Origin of the sequence: Luteitalea sp., assembly GCF_044337415.1 — a bacterium.
Lineage (GTDB): Bacteria > Acidobacteriota > Vicinamibacteria > Vicinamibacterales > Vicinamibacteraceae > Luteitalea.
On sequence record NZ_JBIINP010000008.1, the window covers coordinates 37,238 to 55,642 of the forward strand.

The following is an 18,405-nucleotide window of genomic DNA, read 5'->3' on the forward strand; positions in this document are numbered from 1 at the left end:
CCGGTCGATCCCATCGGCGGCTTCTTCGGTGATACGCTCCCTCGCCGTGCGACTCCCTGCCCTGCTCCTGACCCTCCTGGCCAGCGCCGCCGCGGCCAGCGCCCAGACGGTGACCCGCGACCTGCCGTACACCAGCCCGACCGCCGAGCGGCAGACGCTCGACGTGTACGCGCCGACAGGTGCGAAGAACCTGCCGGTGGTCTTCTGGATCCACGGCGGCGGCTGGCAGACGGGTCACAAGGGCCTGGTGGCCCAGAAGCCGAAGGCGTTCACCGAGCACGGCCTCGTGTTCGTCTCGATCAACACGCGCCTGCTGCCCAACGCGCCGATGGAAGCGATCGTCGACGACGTCGCGACCGCGCTTGCCTGGGTGCATGGGCACATCGCCGAGTACGGTGGCGACCCCACGCGGGTCCTGGTGATGGGGCACTCCTCGGGAGGCCAGCTCGCCGCGATCACCTGCACCGACGACCGTCGACTGAAGGCGCGCGGCCTGTCGCTCGCCATGGTCAAGGGCTGCGTGCCCGTGGACGCCGACACGTTCGACATCCCGGCGATCATCGAAGTGGCGGAGGTCCGGGCCCGGGCACACGGGTTCCCGCTCCCGACGAACGGCCATCGGCAGAAGTTCGGCAATGACCCGGTCAAGCACCGCGACTTCTCTGCCGTCACGCACGTCGCCGCCGGCAAGGGCATCCCGCCCTTCCTCATCATCCACGTGGCCGAGAGCGCCGACACGGGCGCGCAGGCGCGGCGCTTCAAGGCCGTCCTCGACGCCGCCGGCGTGCCTGCCACCGTCGTCAGCGGGCGCGAGACCTGGCACGAGAAGATCAACAACGACATCGGGACGCCCGGGGATGTCGTGACGACGGCGCTGTTCACGTTCGTCGATCAGGCGCTCCGTAGGTAACGCGTAACGCTTAACGCTTAGCGCTTAACGCTTAACGGCTCAGGCTGAATGCTCAGGCCGGCCGGCGGGTCGTGTATGCTCCGCCACAAGGAGACCCTATGACCGCTGCCATCCTCGTCACCCTCGCCCTCGGCGCGCAGGCCCCGGCTGCGCCTGCCACCATCCCGCCGCCCGAGGTGCAGATCGCGGGCGCCGTGCAGGCGGCGCCTGCCGACCAGCGCGCGACGGCCACCGTCGTCGGCTTCGACGCGCAGGGCAAGCACACCACGCTCCGCCCGGGCACCGGCTCGCTCGTGTGCCTGGCCGACGACCCGAAGGCCGCGGAGTTCTCGGTGGCCTGCTACCACAAGGACCTCGAGCCGTTCATGGCGCGCGGGCGCGACCTCGCGGCCAGCGGCACCAAGGGACGCGGTCCGGCCACCGACCCGCGCTACAAGGAGATCGAGTCCGGCGCGCTGAAGATGCCGTCGGTGCCCACGCTGCTCACCATCGTGCAGGGCTCGGCCTTCGACGCCGCGGCCGGCACCGTGGCCAACAGCTACACGCGCTGGGTGATTTACACGCCGGGGGCGACGGCCGAAACGACCGGGCTGCCGCTGACGCCGGGCCCGGGCGCGCCGTGGCTGATGTTCCCGGGCACGCCGGGCGCGCACATCATGATCAGCCCCGCCCGTCCGAAGTAGGGGCGAGACCGCGAGCGAGGACGGTCACCGGTCGAGCGCTCGACGGACCGTTTCGTGGAGGCGCTGGAACATCTGGAAGATGCGCTCGGCGTACTGCATCTCGAGGCCGATGCCGTTGTCGCTGACCGAGAAGACCCAGCACTGATCCCCCGGCGCCGCCGCGATCGCGATGCGCGGCGGCGCGGAGGAGCGGAACTTGAGCGCGTTGCCGATCAGGTTCTGGAAGACCTCCATCAACTGGAGCTCGTCGGCCAGGACCAGCGGCAGGGTCCCGACCGAGATCTCGGCGCCAGTCGCGCGGATGGTCCCCTCGAACGACTCGACGACACGGGCCACCAGCTGCGCGGTGTCGACCGGGACGAGGGCGTGCCCCTGCGACCCGACGCGTGAGTACGCGAGCAGGTCCGCGACGAGGCGCTGCATCCGCCGCGCCCCATCGACCGCGTAGCGGATGTACTTGTCGGCCCGCTCGTCGATGTGGCCCTGGTACCGCTCCGCCAGCAGCTCGGTGTAGCTGGCCACCATGCGCAGCGGTTCCTGCAGGTCGTGCGAGGCGATGTTGGCAAACTGCTCGAGGTCGGCGTTGCTGCGGCGCAGGTCATCGATGCTCCGCTTGCGCTCGGTGATGTCGATGATGGACGCCAGCGTGGCCGGGCCCGTCGGGGTCTCGATCAGGTTCAGGCCGATCTCGATCGGCACCTCGCTGCCGTCCTTGCGACGCCCGTAGAGTTCGCCGCCGACGCCCAGCGGCCGGGCATCGCCTGCGGCGAAGAATCGCTCCACCTGCGCGCCATGGCCCGCCTGATGGCGTTCCGGCAGCAACCTGTCGATGCCGGCGCCCACCAGTTCGTCGCGCTCGTAGCCGAACAGGTCCTCGGTCTTCTGGTTGATCAGCTGTATGCGGCCGTCGTGGCCCACCATCACGATGGCGCAGGGCACCGCCTCGACGACCAGGCGGAACAGCGCGTCGGCCCGCACCCGCGACGTGATGTCGACGATCGAGGCCAGCGTGCACGGCCCGTCGGCCGTCTCGATCGGCGTGAGGCCGATCTCGATCGGCACGTCCGTGCCGTCGCGACGCCGGCCGAACAGGTCACGCCCCGCCCCCATCGCGCGCGCCTTCGGCTCGGCGAAGAACTCGGCGACGTGCCCGGCGTGCGCCCCCCGGAATCGATCGGGCACGAGCATGTCGAGGGATTGGTCGAGCAACGCCTCGCGCTCGTAGCCGAACAGCATCTCGGCCCCGCGATTGACGTACAAGATCCGCCGCTGGCGGTCCGTGATGATGATGGCGCTGGGCGCGGACTCGACCACGTGATGAAACCGTGCCTCAGCGCGGCGTACCGTGTCGGAGGCTACCGCGAGGTCGCGCGAACTGTCCTCGACGCGACGCTCGAGGATGGCGCGCAGGGCCTCGAGCTCGAGGCGACGCTCGTCCGACAAGCGTGCGGCAGCCATGAAGGCGCGGGCCCGCGGCAGGACGCGGACGACGGTCGCGGCGGCCACCACGGCGGCCACCGCGGCAACGCCCGTCAGGACCGCACTCGCCAGGGACACGGGCTCCCAGAGGCCAACGATCTCCGCAACGGCGGCCGCGGCAGAGGCCACGAGGAAGACCCCGACGGCCACGATGCCCGACGCGGTCGCGAGGCCACTGCGGGTCGAGGAGACGAAACGCACCAGCGCGGCGAGGATGACCAGGCACGACGGCGCGATGAGTGCGTGGGCGATCCCTTGCGTCCACACCACCAGCACCGGAACCGAGGCGGGGTCGCCTCCCCCCAGGGCTCGGCCCTGCGGGGCCGCCACACACGCCCACCCGAGCCACCACAGGGTCAGCGCGAGCGCGCGCGGCCACATCGTCCTCACCGCGTCAGCCATGCCGCGTCACCTCGTTCGTCACGCCTCGTCCACCTGCAGGCAGGCCTCGACTATTGCACTGCCGGCACGCCTTGCCAAGCGCCGGCCCCCGCGACGCCCTCATGCCGCCTTAAGGCACCCGTGTCATCGTGGGAACGCGTGCGTGTCCTCGTGGTCGACGACGATCGGGAACTGGCGGACTACGTGCGGCGCGGGCTCGTGGAAGAGCACTGCGTCGTCACGGTCTGCCACGATGGCTCTTCGGGGCTGGTGGCGGCGGAGCGTTCCGCCTTCGACATCATCGTCCTCGACGTGATGATGCCGTTCCTCGACGGCATCGAGGTGACGCGGCGGCTGCGCCGGCAGCATGTACGCACGCCGATCCTGCTGCTGACCGCGCGCGACGCCCCGGCCGACGTCGTGCGGGGCCTCGATGCCGGGGCTGACGACTACCTCACCAAGCCGTTCTCGTTCGACGTGTTGCTGGCGCGCATCAGGGCGCGCACACGCGGTCCCCTCGACGAGCGGGCCGCCCCGCTGCGGTACGCCGATCTCGAGATCGACCCGGCGCGACGTGAGGCGTGGCGGGGTGGGCAGCCGGTCCGCCTGACGCGCACCGAGTTCGCCATCCTCGAGTGCCTGCTGCGCAACCCCGGACGCGTCGTCACCCGCGACACGCTGATCGCGCAGGTCTGGGGCGACCGCGACGTCACCGACAACAACCTCGACGTGTTCGTGCGCTACCTGCGCCAGAAGATCGACCTGCCGGATCGGCCGCGGCTCATCCAGACCGAGCGGGGCCTGGGCTTCAGCGTGCGGGAGACCGACGCATGACGTGGTCGATCCGCGCGCGGCTCACGGCCTGGTACGGCCTGGTGCTGACGCTGGTGCTCGCCCTGGCCGGCGCCGGCGGCTGGGCCGCGATGCGCGAGAGCATCCGGGAGGCCGTCGACGCCGGCCTGCGGCACGAACTCGACGCCATCGCGGCCTTCGTGGCGGAGCGCGATGCCCTCGCGCCCGAGGAACTTCGCGCGGAGCTCGACGCCGCCGCGCGGCGCATGCTGGCCGGCGGCCTCTTCCAGGTGTTCGAGCCCTCGGGCACGCTGCTCTACCAGTCGCCGGGCCTGTCACGCCACGGGGTGACCACACTTGCGCCGCCGCCGGCCACGCCGCGGCCCCCCGGGGCCCGCGGCGCTGACGACTCGAACCGCCGCGGCCGCGGCGAGGGGCCCACCGGACGCGACCGACGGTGGCGACGCTTCGGCGCCAGCGAGGGCGTGGGCATCCGCACCGATGCGGCACGCGACTGGCCAGTGCGCATGGCCTCGCGGCCCGCCGGCCGCCACGGACGCATCGTCGAGGTTGCCGGCCCGCTGCGGTACTTCGACGCCACACTGCGTCGCTTCTCGACGCTGTTGCTCCTGGCGGTCCCCCTGCTCGTGCTGGTGGCGACCAGCGCCGGCTACTGGATGGCCGGGCGCGCCCTCGCCCCGGTGCAGGACATCACCCGCGACGCACGTGCCCTCGATCCCCGCCAGCTGTCGGCGCGACTGACGATGCCCGTGGCGCGCGACGAGCTGCACCAGCTCACCGGGACGCTGAACGAGATGCTGGCCAGGATCGAGCAGTCCGTCTCGCGGACGCGGCAGTTCACCGCCGACGCCTCGCACGAGCTGCGCGGTCCGCTCGCGCTGATCCAGGCTGCCGCCGAGTACGCGCTCCGACGGGAGCGCCCGCGCGAGGAGCTCGCCGACGCACTCGGTACCGTGCTCAGGGAGACGCAGCGGACCAGCCGCCTCGTGGAGAGCCTGCTGCTGCTTGCGCGCACCGACGCCGCCGATGCCCCGACGTCGATGGGGCCCGCCGACGCGGCACGCGTGGTGCAGGACGTGCTGGCCGCCACGGCCCCGCTCGCCCGCGAGCACGACGTGCACCTCGAGGCCGACGCGCCGGACGCGCCAGTATCCGTGTCCATCGATGCCACCCTGCTCCACCGTGTGGTGTTCATCCTCGTCGACAACGCCATCAAGTACACGCCGGCCGGCGGGCACGTGCACGTGACCGCGGTCGAGGAGGGCGAGGAGGTGCGCGTGAGCGTCCGCGACACCGGCATCGGCATCGCCCCCGACGATCAGCCGCACGTCTTCGATCGTTTCTGGCGCGCCGATCGCGCGCGGTCGCGCGGCGTCGGCGGGGCGGGTCTTGGCCTGTCGATCGCTCAGGAGCTCGTCTCGCGCGCCGGCGGCACGATCACGCTCACGAGCCAGCCAGGCACGGGCTCGACCTTCGAGGTTCGGCTGCCGCGCGCCGAGTCGTGACGTCCTTCGGGGGTGCCAGCTGGCTGCTGTACGCCTTGCTGGTGCCCTAGCAGGACACCCGTGGCTGGTCCCTGTCCCCGCAGGTGGCCATGATCGCGGCAAAGCGCTACGATTGGCACGACGCAGGGCTGGCAAGCACCTTGCCTCATGCAGACCACGTGACTCAATCCGTCCGCCTCTTCGCTTTCGCCGTCCTGCTGGCTGCCTCGTCGTTCACGTTGGCCTGCTCGGAATCCTCGTCCTCCCCCACGTCCCCCACGTCCTCGTCCGGGTCCTCGGCGCTCACGGCCGGCCAGTTGGCGGGCACCTGGACGCTCGCGTCGGTGCAGCCACAGGGGCAGGCGGCGCAGGCCGTGCCCGGCGGCGCGACGTACACCATCACGTTCGGCGACCAGCAGCTCTCGACGCGCGCCGACTGCAACACCTGCGGCGGCAGCTACAGCATCGCCGGCCAGACCCTCACGACCGGGGCCCTCGCCTGCACGCGCGCCGCGTGCCCGACCATGGCGTTCGAGTCCACGTACACGCAGATGCTCGGCGGCACCAGCACGGTGGCCATCGCAGGCTCGACGCTCACGCTCACGTCGACACGGGGCGCGCTGCGCTTCGTGCGGTAGGGGGCGGGCGCCAGGGCGGCGCCCCGCCATCGGTGTCCGGTCTGGCGTCGAGGCATTCCGCCACGGGTAAAGGCGATCTATACTCCGCCCGTTCCCGCAACGATTGCTGCCCCCATGACCCACACGCCTCGTCGTCAGTTCATCAAGCAGGGCCTCCTCGGCACGGCCGGCGCCACCATCGCCAGCCTCGGCACGACCGCGAAGTCCTACGCCGCCATCCAGGGCGCCAACGACCGCATCAACCTCGCGGTGATTGGCGTGCGCAACCAGGGCACCGTGCACCTGAACGCCTTCTGTGGCCTCAAGGAGAGCCACAACGTCGCGATTCGCACCATCTGCGACGTCGACGAGCGGCTCTGGGGGCCAGCGGTCTCGCTGGTGTCACAGAAGAGCGGCGTCACGCCGACGACGCAGTGGGACATGCGGAAGGTGTTCGACGACAAGGCCATCGATGCCGTGTCGATCGTGATCCCCAACCACTGGCACGCGCTGGCGATGATCCGGGCCGCACAGGCCGGCAAGCACGTGTACGTGGAGAAGCCGGCGTCCCACAACATCTGGGAAGGCCGGAAGATGATCGAGGCGGCACGCAAGTACGACCGCTTCGTCCAGGTGGGCCTCAACAACCGCTCGGGCGTGGCGGTCCGTGAGGCCATGGCCTTCCTGCACGGCGGCGGCATCGGCCGGCTCTACATGGCCCGCGCGCTGTGCTTCAAGGCCCGCGACTCGTACGGCGTGGCGAAGGAGGCCACGGCGCCCGGGGAGTTGCACTACGACATGTGGGTCGGCCCCGCCGCGTGGCAGCCCTATGCCGAGAAGCGGACCCACTACAACTGGCACTGGTACTGGAATACCGGCAACGGCGACACGGGCAACACCGGCCCGCACCAGCTCGATCTCGCGCGTTGGGGCCTGCGCAAGGACGAGCATCCCGTGACGGTGTACTCGGCCGGCGGCCTCTACGGTTTCAAGACCGACGACGCCACGCAGACGCCGGGGCGCCGCGTGTACGGCGACGTCGAGGTGTTCGGGCACGACCGCACCACGCAGGAGACGCCCAACACGCAGACGGCGACGTACAAGTACGCCGACGGCACGCTGCTGGAGATGGAGACGCGGGGCCGCTACACCAACCACGAGGGCAGCCAGGGCCAGGAGGTCGGCAACCTGTTCTTCGGCGAGGACGGCTGGCTGGAGATCAGCGGCGGCACGTGGCGCGCCTTCAAGGGCCGCAGCCGCGAGCCGTTTGCCGGGTCGAAGCCCGACACCCCCGACGGCAACCACTGGGGCAACTTCATCGCGGCGCTGCGCGCCGGGCGGAAGGCCGACCTGCACGCCGACATCCACGAGGGGCACCTGTCGACGTCGCTGTGCCACCTCGCGAACATCTCGTACCGCACCGAGCAGTTGCTGCGGTTCGACGGCGCGACGGAGCAGTTCGTGAACGCGCCCGCCGCCGATGCCCTCCTGCGTCGCCCGTCGTACCGGCAGGGCTTCGAGGTGCCGGCGCAGGTCTGAGTTCGCTCTCCCTACCGCGTGCTGGCGAGCAGGGGCGCCAGCACGCGCGCCAGGTCCTCGTCGGCCTTCGGCTGCGTGACGTCCTTGAAGAGGAACCACCGCTCCTCGTGGGTGGCCGACGACCCTGGCGCCAGCGCGGCCAGCACGCCGAGCGTCTCGAGTTCGATGAAGGCGCCGGCCGTATAGGCCTCCGTGTTGACGCCGCCATCCGGGTACGTCGCCCCGTCCTTCCAGTCGTATCGCTTCACGAACAGCTGGCCGCCGCGATGGTAGGCGGCCCAGTTCTGGTGGTTGGCGATGCCGATCTTCTGCGATCCGGCGCGGGCCGCATCGTTGTGCAGGCGGAGGAACTTCGGGCCGATCTGCCAGCGCGGATCCGACAGGTCCGTGTAGGCCCAGAGCGTCACCTGCCGCACCGGCAGGAGCGCGTCGTCGTGGCTGGCGTACGGCTCCTGCGGAAGAATCACCGTGCCACCGCCATTCATGATCGTGAGGGCCCAGGGCGACACCTGGATGTCCCACAACGACGTGTTCTCGAGGCGGTGGCCGACCGTGACGCCGGTCCCGGACTCGGCGAGCGTCACCGTGAGCGTCTTGCGCAGTCCTGTCTGCGGCTCGACCGCCTGCGTGAGCGTCGCGGTGCGCCCCGCGACCTTCACGTCGACGGGGGCGTTGTCGGGCGAGTAACTGCGCGGCATGTGCTCCGGAGCCGCCCACAGGCGGTGACCGCCCCACGGCTTCCACTCCCCGAGGGCCGTCTTCACGGACGACTCGGGGACCCAGCCGAGCAGGTTGTCGCCGCCGATGAAACCGTACCGAAGGATGCGCGGGCCGATCTCGGTGGCCAGCAGCACCTCGACCGTGCCGTTGCTCAGCCGCACGCATTGTCCCGAGCCCGGGCAGGCCACGCGTTCCACCGTCACCTCCGCCGTCGCTGGCGCCGCCGTCGCGAGCACCATCGTCATTGCCACGCCCCACCACCTGCTGCGCATGGCGGGCATCTTACCCTCGACCGTTCCACGCGCAGCGCCCCCGTCCGTTCAGCGTCGGTCTGTCGCGCGTTAGTCTTCCTGAGCCAGGCCCGGACGCACCCCGCTGTTCCATCGCCTGATGCGCCTGCTCCGGCCGGTCGATGCTGTCCCCCGCGACGCATGCACTTCGCGGGCGAGCACGCCGACTCCTTACTGCTCGTGGCAGGGCTTCGCTGCATCGCCGGGCACGCCGCCGCGGACGCCCTCCTCGCCGATGTGAAGAAGGGCCTGCTCTGAGGCCAGCGGCATCGCCCGCACGGGTATCATCGGGACCATGGTCCGTCCCGACGACATCGACGCCGCCGTGGCCGCACTGCGCGCCGGGTCGGTGATCGGGCTGCCCACCGAAACGGTCTACGGGCTCGCCGGCGATGCGTCGAACGTCGGCGCCATCGCGCGGATCTTTGCCATCAAGGGACGGCCGGCGACCCATCCCGTGATCGTGCACGTGGCCGACGCCGCGGCTGCGCGCGCGTGGAGTCGCGCCTGGCCGCCTGCCGCCGAGGCATTGGCACGCCGCTTCTGGCCAGGCCCCCTCACGCTGGTCCTGCCGAAGGCCGCGCACGTCCTGCCGCAGGTCACCGGCGGGCAGGACACCGTGGCCGTACGCGTGCCCGCGCATCCGGTGGCCCAGGCGGTGCTCGAGGCCTTCGGCGGCGGCATCGCCGCGCCCTCGGCCAACCGGTACGGCCGCGTCAGCCCGACGAGCGCGGCGCACGTGCGCGCCGATCTCGGCGACGACGTCGCGCTGGTCCTCGACGGCGGCCCCTGCGACGTGGGCCTCGAGTCGACGATTGTCGACTGCACGACCGACACGCCGCGCGTGCTGAGGCCTGGCCGCATCACGGCCGAGGACATCGCCGCAGTCGTGGGGATGCTCGGAGACGCCACGGGCGGGGTGCCGCGCGTGCCTGGCAGTGTCGTGTCGCACTACGCGCCACGCACACCGGTGACGATCGTCGCAGCTGATTCGCTGCGCGCTACGGTCGACAGGTGCCGCGCCGCGGGACAGCGCGTCGCAGCGCTCGCGCCAAGCGCAAGCACGATGGCCGACCTCTCACTCGGCATCGACGCCGAGGCCGAGGCCCAGGCCTTCGGCCGCGCGTTGTATTCGCACCTGCGGACGCTCGACGCCGCCGGGGCCGACGTCATCCTGGTCGCGCGCCCCCCCGAGGGCGACGCGTGGGACGCCATCCACGACCGATTGCGCCGCGCGGCAGCGCACGCGGCCCACGACGGCGCATGACCAGGCCATAGTTGCGCCCCTTCGCTTTCTCCATGTCCTGGACTTCATCCCTGCTCGTCGCCCTCTTGGCCGGCGCGGTGGCCATGCTCGCCGGCGGCGTCGTCGCGGCGTGGTGCGTGGACTGGTACGGCATCACGTCGCGCGAGGGAGCCTCGGGGTTCTTCGTGGTGTTCATGGCGCTCATCGGTGGGGGCGTCGGCACGCTGGTCGGCCTCGGACTGGCGCGCGGCGTCGCCCCGTTGCCGGGCATGACCGCGCTCAAGGCCGCGGGCCTGGCCATCGCCGTGGTGCTGGCCATCGCGGGGGCCGTCGCCTCGGCGGCGCGGCTGCTGGCCGATGTCCCGCCGGAGATCGACGGCGAGACCTTGTACCTGGCCATCGAATGGCGGTGGCCGGCCGGACGCACCCCACCACGACCGCAGGAGGGGCCTGGCGAGGTGCGCCTGGGCACGCTCAGCGGCGCCACGATGCGCCGCGAGGAAGCCGGGCCCCTCTGGCTCGACGATGCCCGCCTCGTGGACGGCACGTGGATCGTGCCGGGCGTGGCCCCGATCTTCACGTCGCGCGGCACGCCGATCGTGATCGCGCAGGTCGGCGCGTCGTCGATTGCCGCCGTGCGCCCGCCACTGCGCCGGAGCCCGGGCCGTGAGGATCTGGACTGGAGCGCCTGGCTGCCGACCGAGGACTCACGCGCTGGCGCGCCCGCGTCGTATCGCATCCGCGTGATCCCGCGCACCGCGCCCGTTCGTGTGCAGCAGGCCGGACCGTTCAGGGTGGAGACCGTCGCCCGCTGGTTCTCGCGATATCGCGACGAGGCACTGCAGGTCACCGGCAGCTACCGTGTCTTGCGCGATGGTTCACCCATCGCCGGCGCGGAGGGACTCGACTGGGTGGCCGTGGTGAGCCGAACCCCCTGGACGCTCCTGCTCGCGGGAGAGGACGGGTGTCGACTGATTGATGCCGAATCAGCGGCGTGGCCGGCTCCTGTCTCCTGCGACGCACGCGCCCCGGCCTGGAACCTTCAGACAGTCGACCGGGCGCCGGCATCCGTCGAGCGCGCGCCGCGGCAGTGGCTCGACACGACGACCTTCGCCGAGCCGGGTGTGTACCTGATTGGTCCGGTGTTGATCGACACGCAGGCACGCACGCTGGCGCCACGCGGCTGGCCTGGCGAGCCGATCCACGAGCAGGATCGCCCCCCGCTCGCGGTGTCGCCCGACGCGCGCTCGATGGCCTGGTTCGTCCCCGGCAACGGCTACGACACCGTGCCGTCCATCGCGACGCTGCGGCTCGACACCGGGGCGACGACGGTCATCCCGATCGACCGCGCCCGCATGCGCTATCGCACCGCAGCGCTGGACATCACGCCCGCGTGGTTGGCACACCACTTCGCGTGGGTGCGGTCAGGCGCAGGAGTCGACGTGCTCGAGGTGAAGCCCGACGCGCCGCTGCTACCCCATCGTGGCGTGCTGCAGGAGGCCCGCGACGGCGAGTACCAGGCCTACCTGCTGTCGCCAGGCGGCAGGCCATTGCGCGACGCCGTGGTCGGCATCCTGGAGGCGGACCTGCACGGCACGCCGCGCGAACCTGACGCGTCGGCAGTCGACACGCCGCGCATCGAGGTCGAGGGCGTGCTGCTGGACGTCTCGTACAGCCGCGGGGGTGACGAGGTCCGGCTCGTGACGTACAAGACGCGCACGGACGTGATGCGCAAGGTGGCCGCCCACCTCGATGCCATCGCCGCGTCGGGGCGGCTCGACGCGCTCTTCACTCCGGATACCACGCCGCTCTGAGGGGCGCCAGTCAGGCATCGCGGCGCGCCTGGCCCTCGCGCGCGCAGACCCGGGCCAGCGCATCGGCCAGCGACCGCATGGACACGGGCTTGGAGACGTAGTCGGTGAACCCGACCGCGAGGTAGCGTTCACGCTCGCCCGCCATCGCGTTGGCCGTCAGGGCGATGATCGGCACGTGGCGATCGGGCGTCGAGCGTGCACGAATCGAGGTGGTCGCCTCGATGCCGTCCACGCCAGGCATCTGCACGTCCATCAGCACCACGTCGAAGGTGTCCGCGTCGAGCGCCGCCAGGGCGGCCGCGCCGTCGCCGACCACCACCACCTCATGACGCCCGGGCGCCAGGAAGGCACGCACGAGACGCTGGTTCACCGGGTTGTCCTCGGCCACCAGGACGCGGAGCGGCAGTTGCGGCGCCAGTGCGGCAAGGACGGGCGAGGCCACATCGACCGGGCGCTCCGGCGTCGCCGCGGCACGCGCGGGCACGGTGAACCAGAAGAGGCTCCCCTCGCCGGGTGTGCTCTCGACGCCGATGTCGCCCCCCATGAGTTCCACGAGTTGCCGGCAGATCGAGAGCCCGAGGCCCGTGCCGCCGTGACGGCGCGTCGTCGAGACCTCCGCTTGCGCGAAACGCGTGAACAGGCGCTCGCGAGCCTCCGGCGCGATGCCCTCGCCGGTATCCTCGACTTCCACACGCAGCAGGCTGTCGTGCGGGCCCGACAGCCGCAGGCGGACGCGGATCTCGCCCCGTGCAGTGAACTTGACGGCATTGCCGACAAGGTTGATGAGCACCTGCCGGATGCGCGTGGGGTCGGCCTCGAGCCAGGGCGGCACCGCAGGGTCCACCTCCGAGGCGAGCGCCAGGTGCTTCTCCAGGGCGCGCGGCGACAGGAGCGCGAGCGTGTCGCCGACCAGGCGGACCGGCTCGAACGCGATCGACTCCAGCACCACTTGCTGCGCCTCGAGCTTGGAGAGGTCGAGGATGTCGTTGAGGATGTGCAGCAACGCCTCGGCCGACCCGTGCGCCATCGCGGCCGTGTCCCGCTGCTCGGGCGAGAGGTCACTGCGCAGCAGGAGCTCGAGCATGCCGAGCACGCCGTTCATGGGCGTGCGGATCTCGTGGCTCATCGTGGCGAGGAACTGTCCCTTGGCCGCCGTGGCCGATTCGGCCTCGAGGCGCGCCTGGTTCAGGTCGTGCTGCAGTTGCACGTCCCCGGTGACGTCCAGCGCAACGCCGAGCAGCAACTGCCTCCCGTCGCTCTCGAACACCTGCCCGTGGGCCCTCAGGTGACGCACGCGCCCGTCCGGCCGCACGATGCGGTACTGCGCCTCGAGCAGTTGCTGCGTGCCGGTCGACGCGACGAACTCGTCGACCGCGCGGTCGGCATCCTCCGGGTGCAACAGCAACACCCAGTCGGCCAGCGACCAGCCCGTGGTGCGCGGCTCGACGCCGTGCATGTCCCACATCCGCCAGTCCCAGGTCAGTTCGCCGCTGGCGACGTCGAGTTCGAACACGCCGACGCTCGAGGCCAGCAGGGCCAGGCGCAGGCGGCGGCGCTCCTGTTCCAGCGTGTGCTCGGTCTGGCGCCTCGCGTCGGCCTGTCGCTGGCTGGCGATGGCCTCGCCGCAGGCGGCGAGCAAGGGAGCGAGTTCGCCCTCGGCATCGTCGCTGCCGCAGGGGTCGGCCAGGGCGACCAACGCCAGGGGCCGCCCGGCCGAGATCACCGGCAGGAGCACCAACGCCGTCGTCGGCGCTGACGACTCGAGCAGCATCGCGCCCACACGGCGCGCGTCGTCGCCGGTGCACCGGACAGGGCGTGCGGAGGCGATCGCGCTGCGCACCGCCGGCGGCAGCGTGCGCCAGCGCACCCCACTGGCGAGACGCTGACGCTGACGTTCGTGCTCCTCCGGCGTCCACGACACGCTGAATGACGCGCGTGCCGTCAGGTACTCGGCGCCCTGGCCGCCGTGGATGTCCGCCACCAGGCCCTGCGCGGCCCCCGTCAGCGCGATGGCTCGCTGCAGCGCCAGGTCGAGGATGGCGTCGAGGGACACGCCGTCGATCAGGGCCTGTTGCACGGCGGCGACGGCCTGCATCAGCGTCACTTCGCGGCGGGCCCGGCGGCGCACCTCGAGTTGGGCCACGGCCTGACGCGCCAACCGCCGGAGCACGTCCTGCTGCAGCGGGGTCAGCGCGCGGGGCTGCCGGTCGATGACGCACAGGGTGCCGAGGCGCCGGCCGTCTGGCGCCTCGAGCGGCATGCCCGCATACGAGCGGATACCCGGCGCTCCGGTGACCAGGGGGTTGTCGACGAACCGGGCATCGCGTGCGGTGTCGGGCACCTCGAACAGGCCCGCCTGCAGGATGGCATGCGCGCAGAACGCCTCGTCGCGTCCGGTCTGCGCCACGTCGAGGCCATGGCGGCTCTTGAACCACTGCCGGTCGCGATCGACCAACGTCAACAGCGCGATCGGCGTGCCGCACACGGCCGCCGCGATGGCCGTCAGGTCATCGAAGTCGGCCTCGGCCGGCGAATCGAGGATGCCGTAACGGTCGAGGGCGCGGAGACGCTCGGCCTCGTCGGGAGGAAGGGGCGCAGCAGCCATGCGAGCGGCTTCGCGCGTCGCGGAGGGGAGGCCGGGACGCGCCTTCGGAAGTAATCGGCCGACAGCCCTGTCACGTGAGCGGCCGGGCGTGGCGTCAGCGTCTGAACGGCGCGCCGTCGAGGGCCGCGCGGACCCGCTCGAGCAGGACCGCGGGCGTGAAGGGCTTGTGCAGCAGGTCGATGCCCTCCGAGACCAGTCCCCGACGCACCATCTCATCGCCCGGGTACCCGGACATCAGCAGCACGCGCAGGTCCGGCAGGGCGCGCGAGAGCCGCTCGGCCACCTCAGGGCCCTGCATCTCGGGCATGACGACGTCGCTCAGGAGCAGGTCGATGGTCGCCGCCTGCGACGCCAGTTCGAGGGCCTCGCCCGGATGCGCAGCTTCGAGCACGCGATAGCCGTGCTCGCGCAGCAGCAGGCACGCGAGCGAGCGGACGCCGGGTTCGTCCTCCACGACGAGGACGGTCTCGCCGCGGCCAAGGGCCAGCGCCTGGCCGGCCACGGTGCCGGCCGGACCAGCCACCGGGCCGACCAGCGGCAGGTAGACGAAGAACACCGTGCCTCGTCCGGGCGCACTTTCGACGGCGATGAAGCCCTGGCTCTGGTTGACGACGCCGTAGACCACCGAGAGGCCGAGGCCGGTCCCCTTGCCGGACTCCTTGGTCGTGAAGAAGGGCTCGAACACCTTGGCGAGCGTGCCCTCATCCATGCCGACGCCCGTGTCCTCGACCGACAGGCACACGTACTCGCCGGCAGGCATCCTGACGCCGCTGCGGATCTCGCCGCCGTCATGCCGCATCTTCGCCGTACGGAAGGTGAGCTGCCCACCCGTCGGCATGGCATCTCGCGCATTCACCGCGAGGTTCACCAGCACCTGATCCAGTTGCCCCCGGTCGACGTGTACGGCGCACCCGCCATCGGACAGGGCCAGTTGCAGGCGCACGTCCTCGCCGATGAGTCGCTCCAGCATCCGGCTGCACGACCGCACCGCCGCATTGAGATCGAACGTCTCCGGCTGGAGCAGTTGGCGACGGCTGAACGCCAGCATCTGCTGCGTGAGGGCCATGCCGCGCTGCCCCGTGCTGGCGATCTCCTGCACCATCCAGCGCTCGGGCGCCTCCTCGGACAGGCTCTTGAGGACGAGGGCGCTGAAGCCCGTGACGACCGTCAGCAGGTTGTTGAAGTCGTGGGCGATCCCGCCCGCCAGGCCACCGACGGCCTCCATCTTGGCGGCCTGTCGCAACTGCATCTCGAGGTGGCGACGCTGCGTGGCGTCGCGCGCGATGATGACGAACGCCGTGCCCCGGCCCTGCGCGTCGACGACCCGATCGACGTGCAGGTCCAGCAGCAGGCGGCGCCCATCCGGGCGCTCGAACTCGACTTCGTCCGAGATGCGCGGGCCCGTGGCCACGGCGCCAATCTGGCCGCGGAGGTAGTCGCAGAACCCGGGCGACAGGCACCCCACGAGCGGCCGGCCCAGGCGCTCGGCAGCGGACCACCCGAAGATCTCCGCCGCGCCGGCGCTCCAGAACGTGACCACCCCCTGCGCGTCGAGCACGATGATGGCATCGTGGACCTGCGAGAGCAGATGCGAGTAGTGCGCCTCGAGGGCCTCGGCCTGGCGTCGTTGCCAGCTCACGACGACGTCGAGGAGGTTGGTGCGCACAGCTTCCGAGACCATCGCTCGCTCCGCGATGGTCCAGGGGCGCGCCCGCCCCTCGACCGTCTGCAGCCACGTCTCGAAGGAGGCCCGGGGCGTGAGTCGCGCGACGCCGCCTGGGTCGGTCACGATGCCCTTGCGCGGGTCGCCGCCCCAACGCACCGCGCGCGTGCTGTCACTGCGGAACCACATCACCCATGCCCGGACGAAGCCGGGCAATCGAAGGGCCAGTAGGCCTGCCGCCGCCGGCAGGACGCCCGCGGGGACGCCGGGCTCTGCCGCCAGGTGGTCGGAGACGTAGAAGGCGCCCACGTGTTCGTCCAGCCACGTCACGATGCCGTCGAGGACGTCCATGGCCGGAACGATCCCGCGTGCCTGCTGCCCCGCGGGCATCACCACCGCGAGGCCATCGGCCGCCACGATCTCCTGGAAGCGCGCGGCCGGATCGATGATGGCCTGCCCGAGGTCCTGCATCGAGAGCACGCGGGTCCGCAGCGTGTCGAGCAAGGCCTGGGCCCAGCGCTCACCAAGTGCCCGCTGCTGCTGTTCGTGCGCGCGGACCATGGCCGCGAGCAGGGCGACCAGCCCCTGGGCCAGGATGCGTGTCGGCGCATCGGGCACGCGTGGGGAATAGTGGTGGCAGGAGAGCAGGCCCCAGAGACGGCCCTCCAGGACGATCGACACGACCAGCGTCGCCTGCACGCCCATATTGCCGAGGTATTCGCGATGCACGGGCGAGAGTGCCCGCAACTGCGCGTACGTCAGATCGAGCGGCCCACCGGTTCGCGGATGGAGCGTGGGGTACAGCGGCGCCGGGTCGGCCGCGACGTCGGCGAGCACGCGCAGGCGGAGTCGCAGGTACAGGTCGCGAGCCTGCGGCGGGATGTCCGACGCCGGGAAGCACAGGCCGAGGAACCGACCGTCGGGTTCGGGGCCCGCTTCAGCGACCACCTCGCCGTTCCACTCGGCATCGAAGCGGTACACCATCACGCGGTCGTAGCCGCTGAACGAGCGGAACCGCTCGGCCACCTGCGCGCACAGGGCCTCGATCGGCAGGTCTGCCAGCTCACCTCGCCCGAGCGTGTCGAGCAGTTCCGTGATGACCATGCCAGAGTCGATGGTCACGCCCAGGCCGGGAGCCCGCGTGCCGCGCGGGATCAGTTCGAGCAGGATCAGCCCCTCGTGGCGATGCAGCGACACGTCGAGGTCCACGCCGTTGAGCAGGTACGTGCCGAGATCGCGGGGCGCCCCGGACCGCAGCGTGGGCAACGACGCGCGCACGGCGCCGGCCAGCGAGGCGCTGACATGTGCGGCGAGGTCGCGTCCCGGCAGCGCCGCCGGCGGCAGATCGAGGAGCGCGGCACCAGCCGCCTGCTCGACATGCAGGTCGGGCGACAGCACGAGCAGGAGCCCGTGCGTCTGCACGGCCCCAGGGACGTGGATCGGTTCGGCCGCGCAGGTGGCGAGCAGCGCGTCGTCGACGCGGAAGGGATCGGGCATGCTCATGATGCGTGCGACGCCCGGAGCGCCGACGCGGCATCCACGTCGGCAGGCTTCAGGTCCTGATAGAGGCACCACAGCGAGTGCATCAGCGCCGAGGCCGACGCGCAGATGTCGTCGACCTGCGAGGCGTTGAGCGGGAGCGCCTCGAGCGAGCGTACCGTCGACGCCCACCACCCGGCGGAAGGGGGCAGGTGGTAGTCGAGGCCGACGCCGGCGGTGGCAGGCACGCCCCAGCCCGCGGCCAGTGCGCGGAGCAGCACCGCCGAGCCGAGGCGCGATCCCTCGAGCACGTACAGCGGCCCCGCCGCGGTCCACGGGCGCATCTCGACGTCGACGCGCACGCGCGCACAGGCCTCGATGATGGCGGGGTGGGCGGGCGTCGCGTCGTCGGGCGCCAGGTATCGAAGGTCGGTGGCCAGGAGCGCGGCCCTGTCGTGCGACGGGTCGACGAGCCCCTCCAACGCCGGCCACGCGCGCGCGGCACGCGCCAGTTGCGGCTCGACGTCCGCATGGAGGTGCCATGTCTGACGCGCGAGCGTCGCGTACGCAGCAGGCGACACATCGCCCGCCGCCATGGCGCGCGCCAGCGCAGTGCCTTCGAGGGCACGGTGAACCGGCGAGACGGCAATGCGGAGACGGTCGATCACTGCCACCAGGGCGT

At 71.6% G+C, this 18,405-nt stretch carries 13 protein-coding genes; 8 read left to right on the forward strand and 5 right to left on the reverse strand.

Features of this window, described 5'->3' with window-relative positions; genetic code table 11:
- Positions 1-46: 46 nt before the first annotated feature.
- Together ACIRDX_RS02935 and ACIRDX_RS02940 are read left to right on the forward strand one after the other, a co-directional pair.
- Complete coding sequence (locus tag ACIRDX_RS02935) at positions 47-910, forward strand: alpha/beta hydrolase (RefSeq protein WP_396623904.1); 864 nt, start codon at positions 47-49, stop codon at positions 908-910.
- Between the two features lie 98 nt (positions 911-1,008).
- Positions 1,009-1,593, forward strand: a complete 585-nt coding sequence (locus tag ACIRDX_RS02940) for a hypothetical protein (protein ID WP_396623905.1) — start codon at positions 1,009-1,011, stop codon at positions 1,591-1,593.
- A 24-nt stretch (positions 1,594-1,617) separates the two neighbouring features.
- On the opposite strand, the gene ACIRDX_RS02945 is transcribed toward ACIRDX_RS02940, so the two are convergent.
- Entirely contained in the window at positions 1,618-3,474 is a 1,857-nt protein-coding gene (locus ACIRDX_RS02945) for a PAS domain S-box protein (protein WP_396623906.1), read from the reverse strand.
- A gap of 120 nt (positions 3,475-3,594) precedes the next feature.
- Here ACIRDX_RS02945 and ACIRDX_RS02950 point away from each other — a divergent pair, with 120 nt between their 5' ends.
- The 4 genes from ACIRDX_RS02950 to ACIRDX_RS02965 all read left to right on the forward strand — a co-directional run bounded on the left by ACIRDX_RS02950 (position 3,595) and on the right by ACIRDX_RS02965 (position 7,906).
- Positions 3,595-4,287: a response regulator transcription factor gene (locus ACIRDX_RS02950; RefSeq protein WP_396623907.1), complete on the forward strand. Its 693-nt coding sequence runs from the start codon at positions 3,595-3,597 to the stop codon at positions 4,285-4,287.
- On the forward strand, positions 4,284-5,771 hold the full coding sequence (locus ACIRDX_RS02955) for a sensor histidine kinase (protein WP_396623908.1): 1,488 nt from the start codon (positions 4,284-4,286) through the stop codon (positions 5,769-5,771). The genes ACIRDX_RS02950 and ACIRDX_RS02955 overlap by 4 nt, the downstream gene beginning before the upstream one ends.
- A gap of 158 nt (positions 5,772-5,929) precedes the next feature.
- Positions 5,930-6,388 (forward strand): META domain-containing protein, encoded by a 459-nt coding sequence (locus ACIRDX_RS02960; protein WP_396623909.1) that lies wholly within the window; start codon positions 5,930-5,932, stop codon positions 6,386-6,388.
- Positions 6,389-6,502: 114 nt separating this feature from the next.
- The gene (locus ACIRDX_RS02965) at positions 6,503-7,906 is read left to right on the forward strand and encodes a Gfo/Idh/MocA family protein (RefSeq protein ID WP_396623910.1); all 1,404 of its coding nucleotides are present in this window, start codon (positions 6,503-6,505) and stop codon (positions 7,904-7,906) included.
- 11 nt (positions 7,907-7,917) lie between these two features.
- Here ACIRDX_RS02965 and ACIRDX_RS02970 read toward each other — a convergent pair whose 3' ends face one another.
- Positions 7,918-8,898 (reverse strand): hypothetical protein, encoded by a 981-nt coding sequence (locus ACIRDX_RS02970; protein WP_396623911.1) that lies wholly within the window; start codon positions 8,896-8,898, stop codon positions 7,918-7,920.
- Between the two features lie 313 nt (positions 8,899-9,211).
- Between ACIRDX_RS02970 and ACIRDX_RS02975 the strand changes: the two genes are divergently transcribed.
- A complete protein-coding gene (locus ACIRDX_RS02975) occupies positions 9,212-10,183 on the forward strand; it encodes an L-threonylcarbamoyladenylate synthase (RefSeq protein WP_396623912.1) in 972 nt (323 codons plus the stop codon).
- A gap of 32 nt (positions 10,184-10,215) precedes the next feature.
- Positions 10,216-11,976, forward strand: coding sequence for a hypothetical protein (locus tag ACIRDX_RS02980; protein WP_396623913.1), 1,761 nt, complete (start codon positions 10,216-10,218; stop codon positions 11,974-11,976).
- Between the two features lie 10 nt (positions 11,977-11,986).
- On the opposite strand, the gene ACIRDX_RS02985 is transcribed toward ACIRDX_RS02980, so the two are convergent.
- From ACIRDX_RS02985 to ACIRDX_RS02995, 3 genes are all read right to left on the reverse strand, one after another.
- The gene (locus ACIRDX_RS02985) at positions 11,987-14,581 is read right to left on the reverse strand and encodes an ATP-binding protein (protein ID WP_396623914.1); all 2,595 of its coding nucleotides are present in this window, start codon (positions 14,579-14,581) and stop codon (positions 11,987-11,989) included.
- Positions 14,582-14,675: 94 nt separating this feature from the next.
- A complete protein-coding gene (locus tag ACIRDX_RS02990) occupies positions 14,676-17,741 on the reverse strand; it encodes an ATP-binding protein (RefSeq protein ID WP_396623915.1) in 3,066 nt (1,021 codons plus the stop codon).
- 2 nt (positions 17,742-17,743) lie between these two features.
- Positions 17,744-18,397, reverse strand: coding sequence for a biliverdin-producing heme oxygenase (locus ACIRDX_RS02995; protein ID WP_396623916.1), 654 nt, complete (start codon positions 18,395-18,397; stop codon positions 17,744-17,746).
- Between the last annotated feature and the right edge of the window lie 8 nt (positions 18,398-18,405).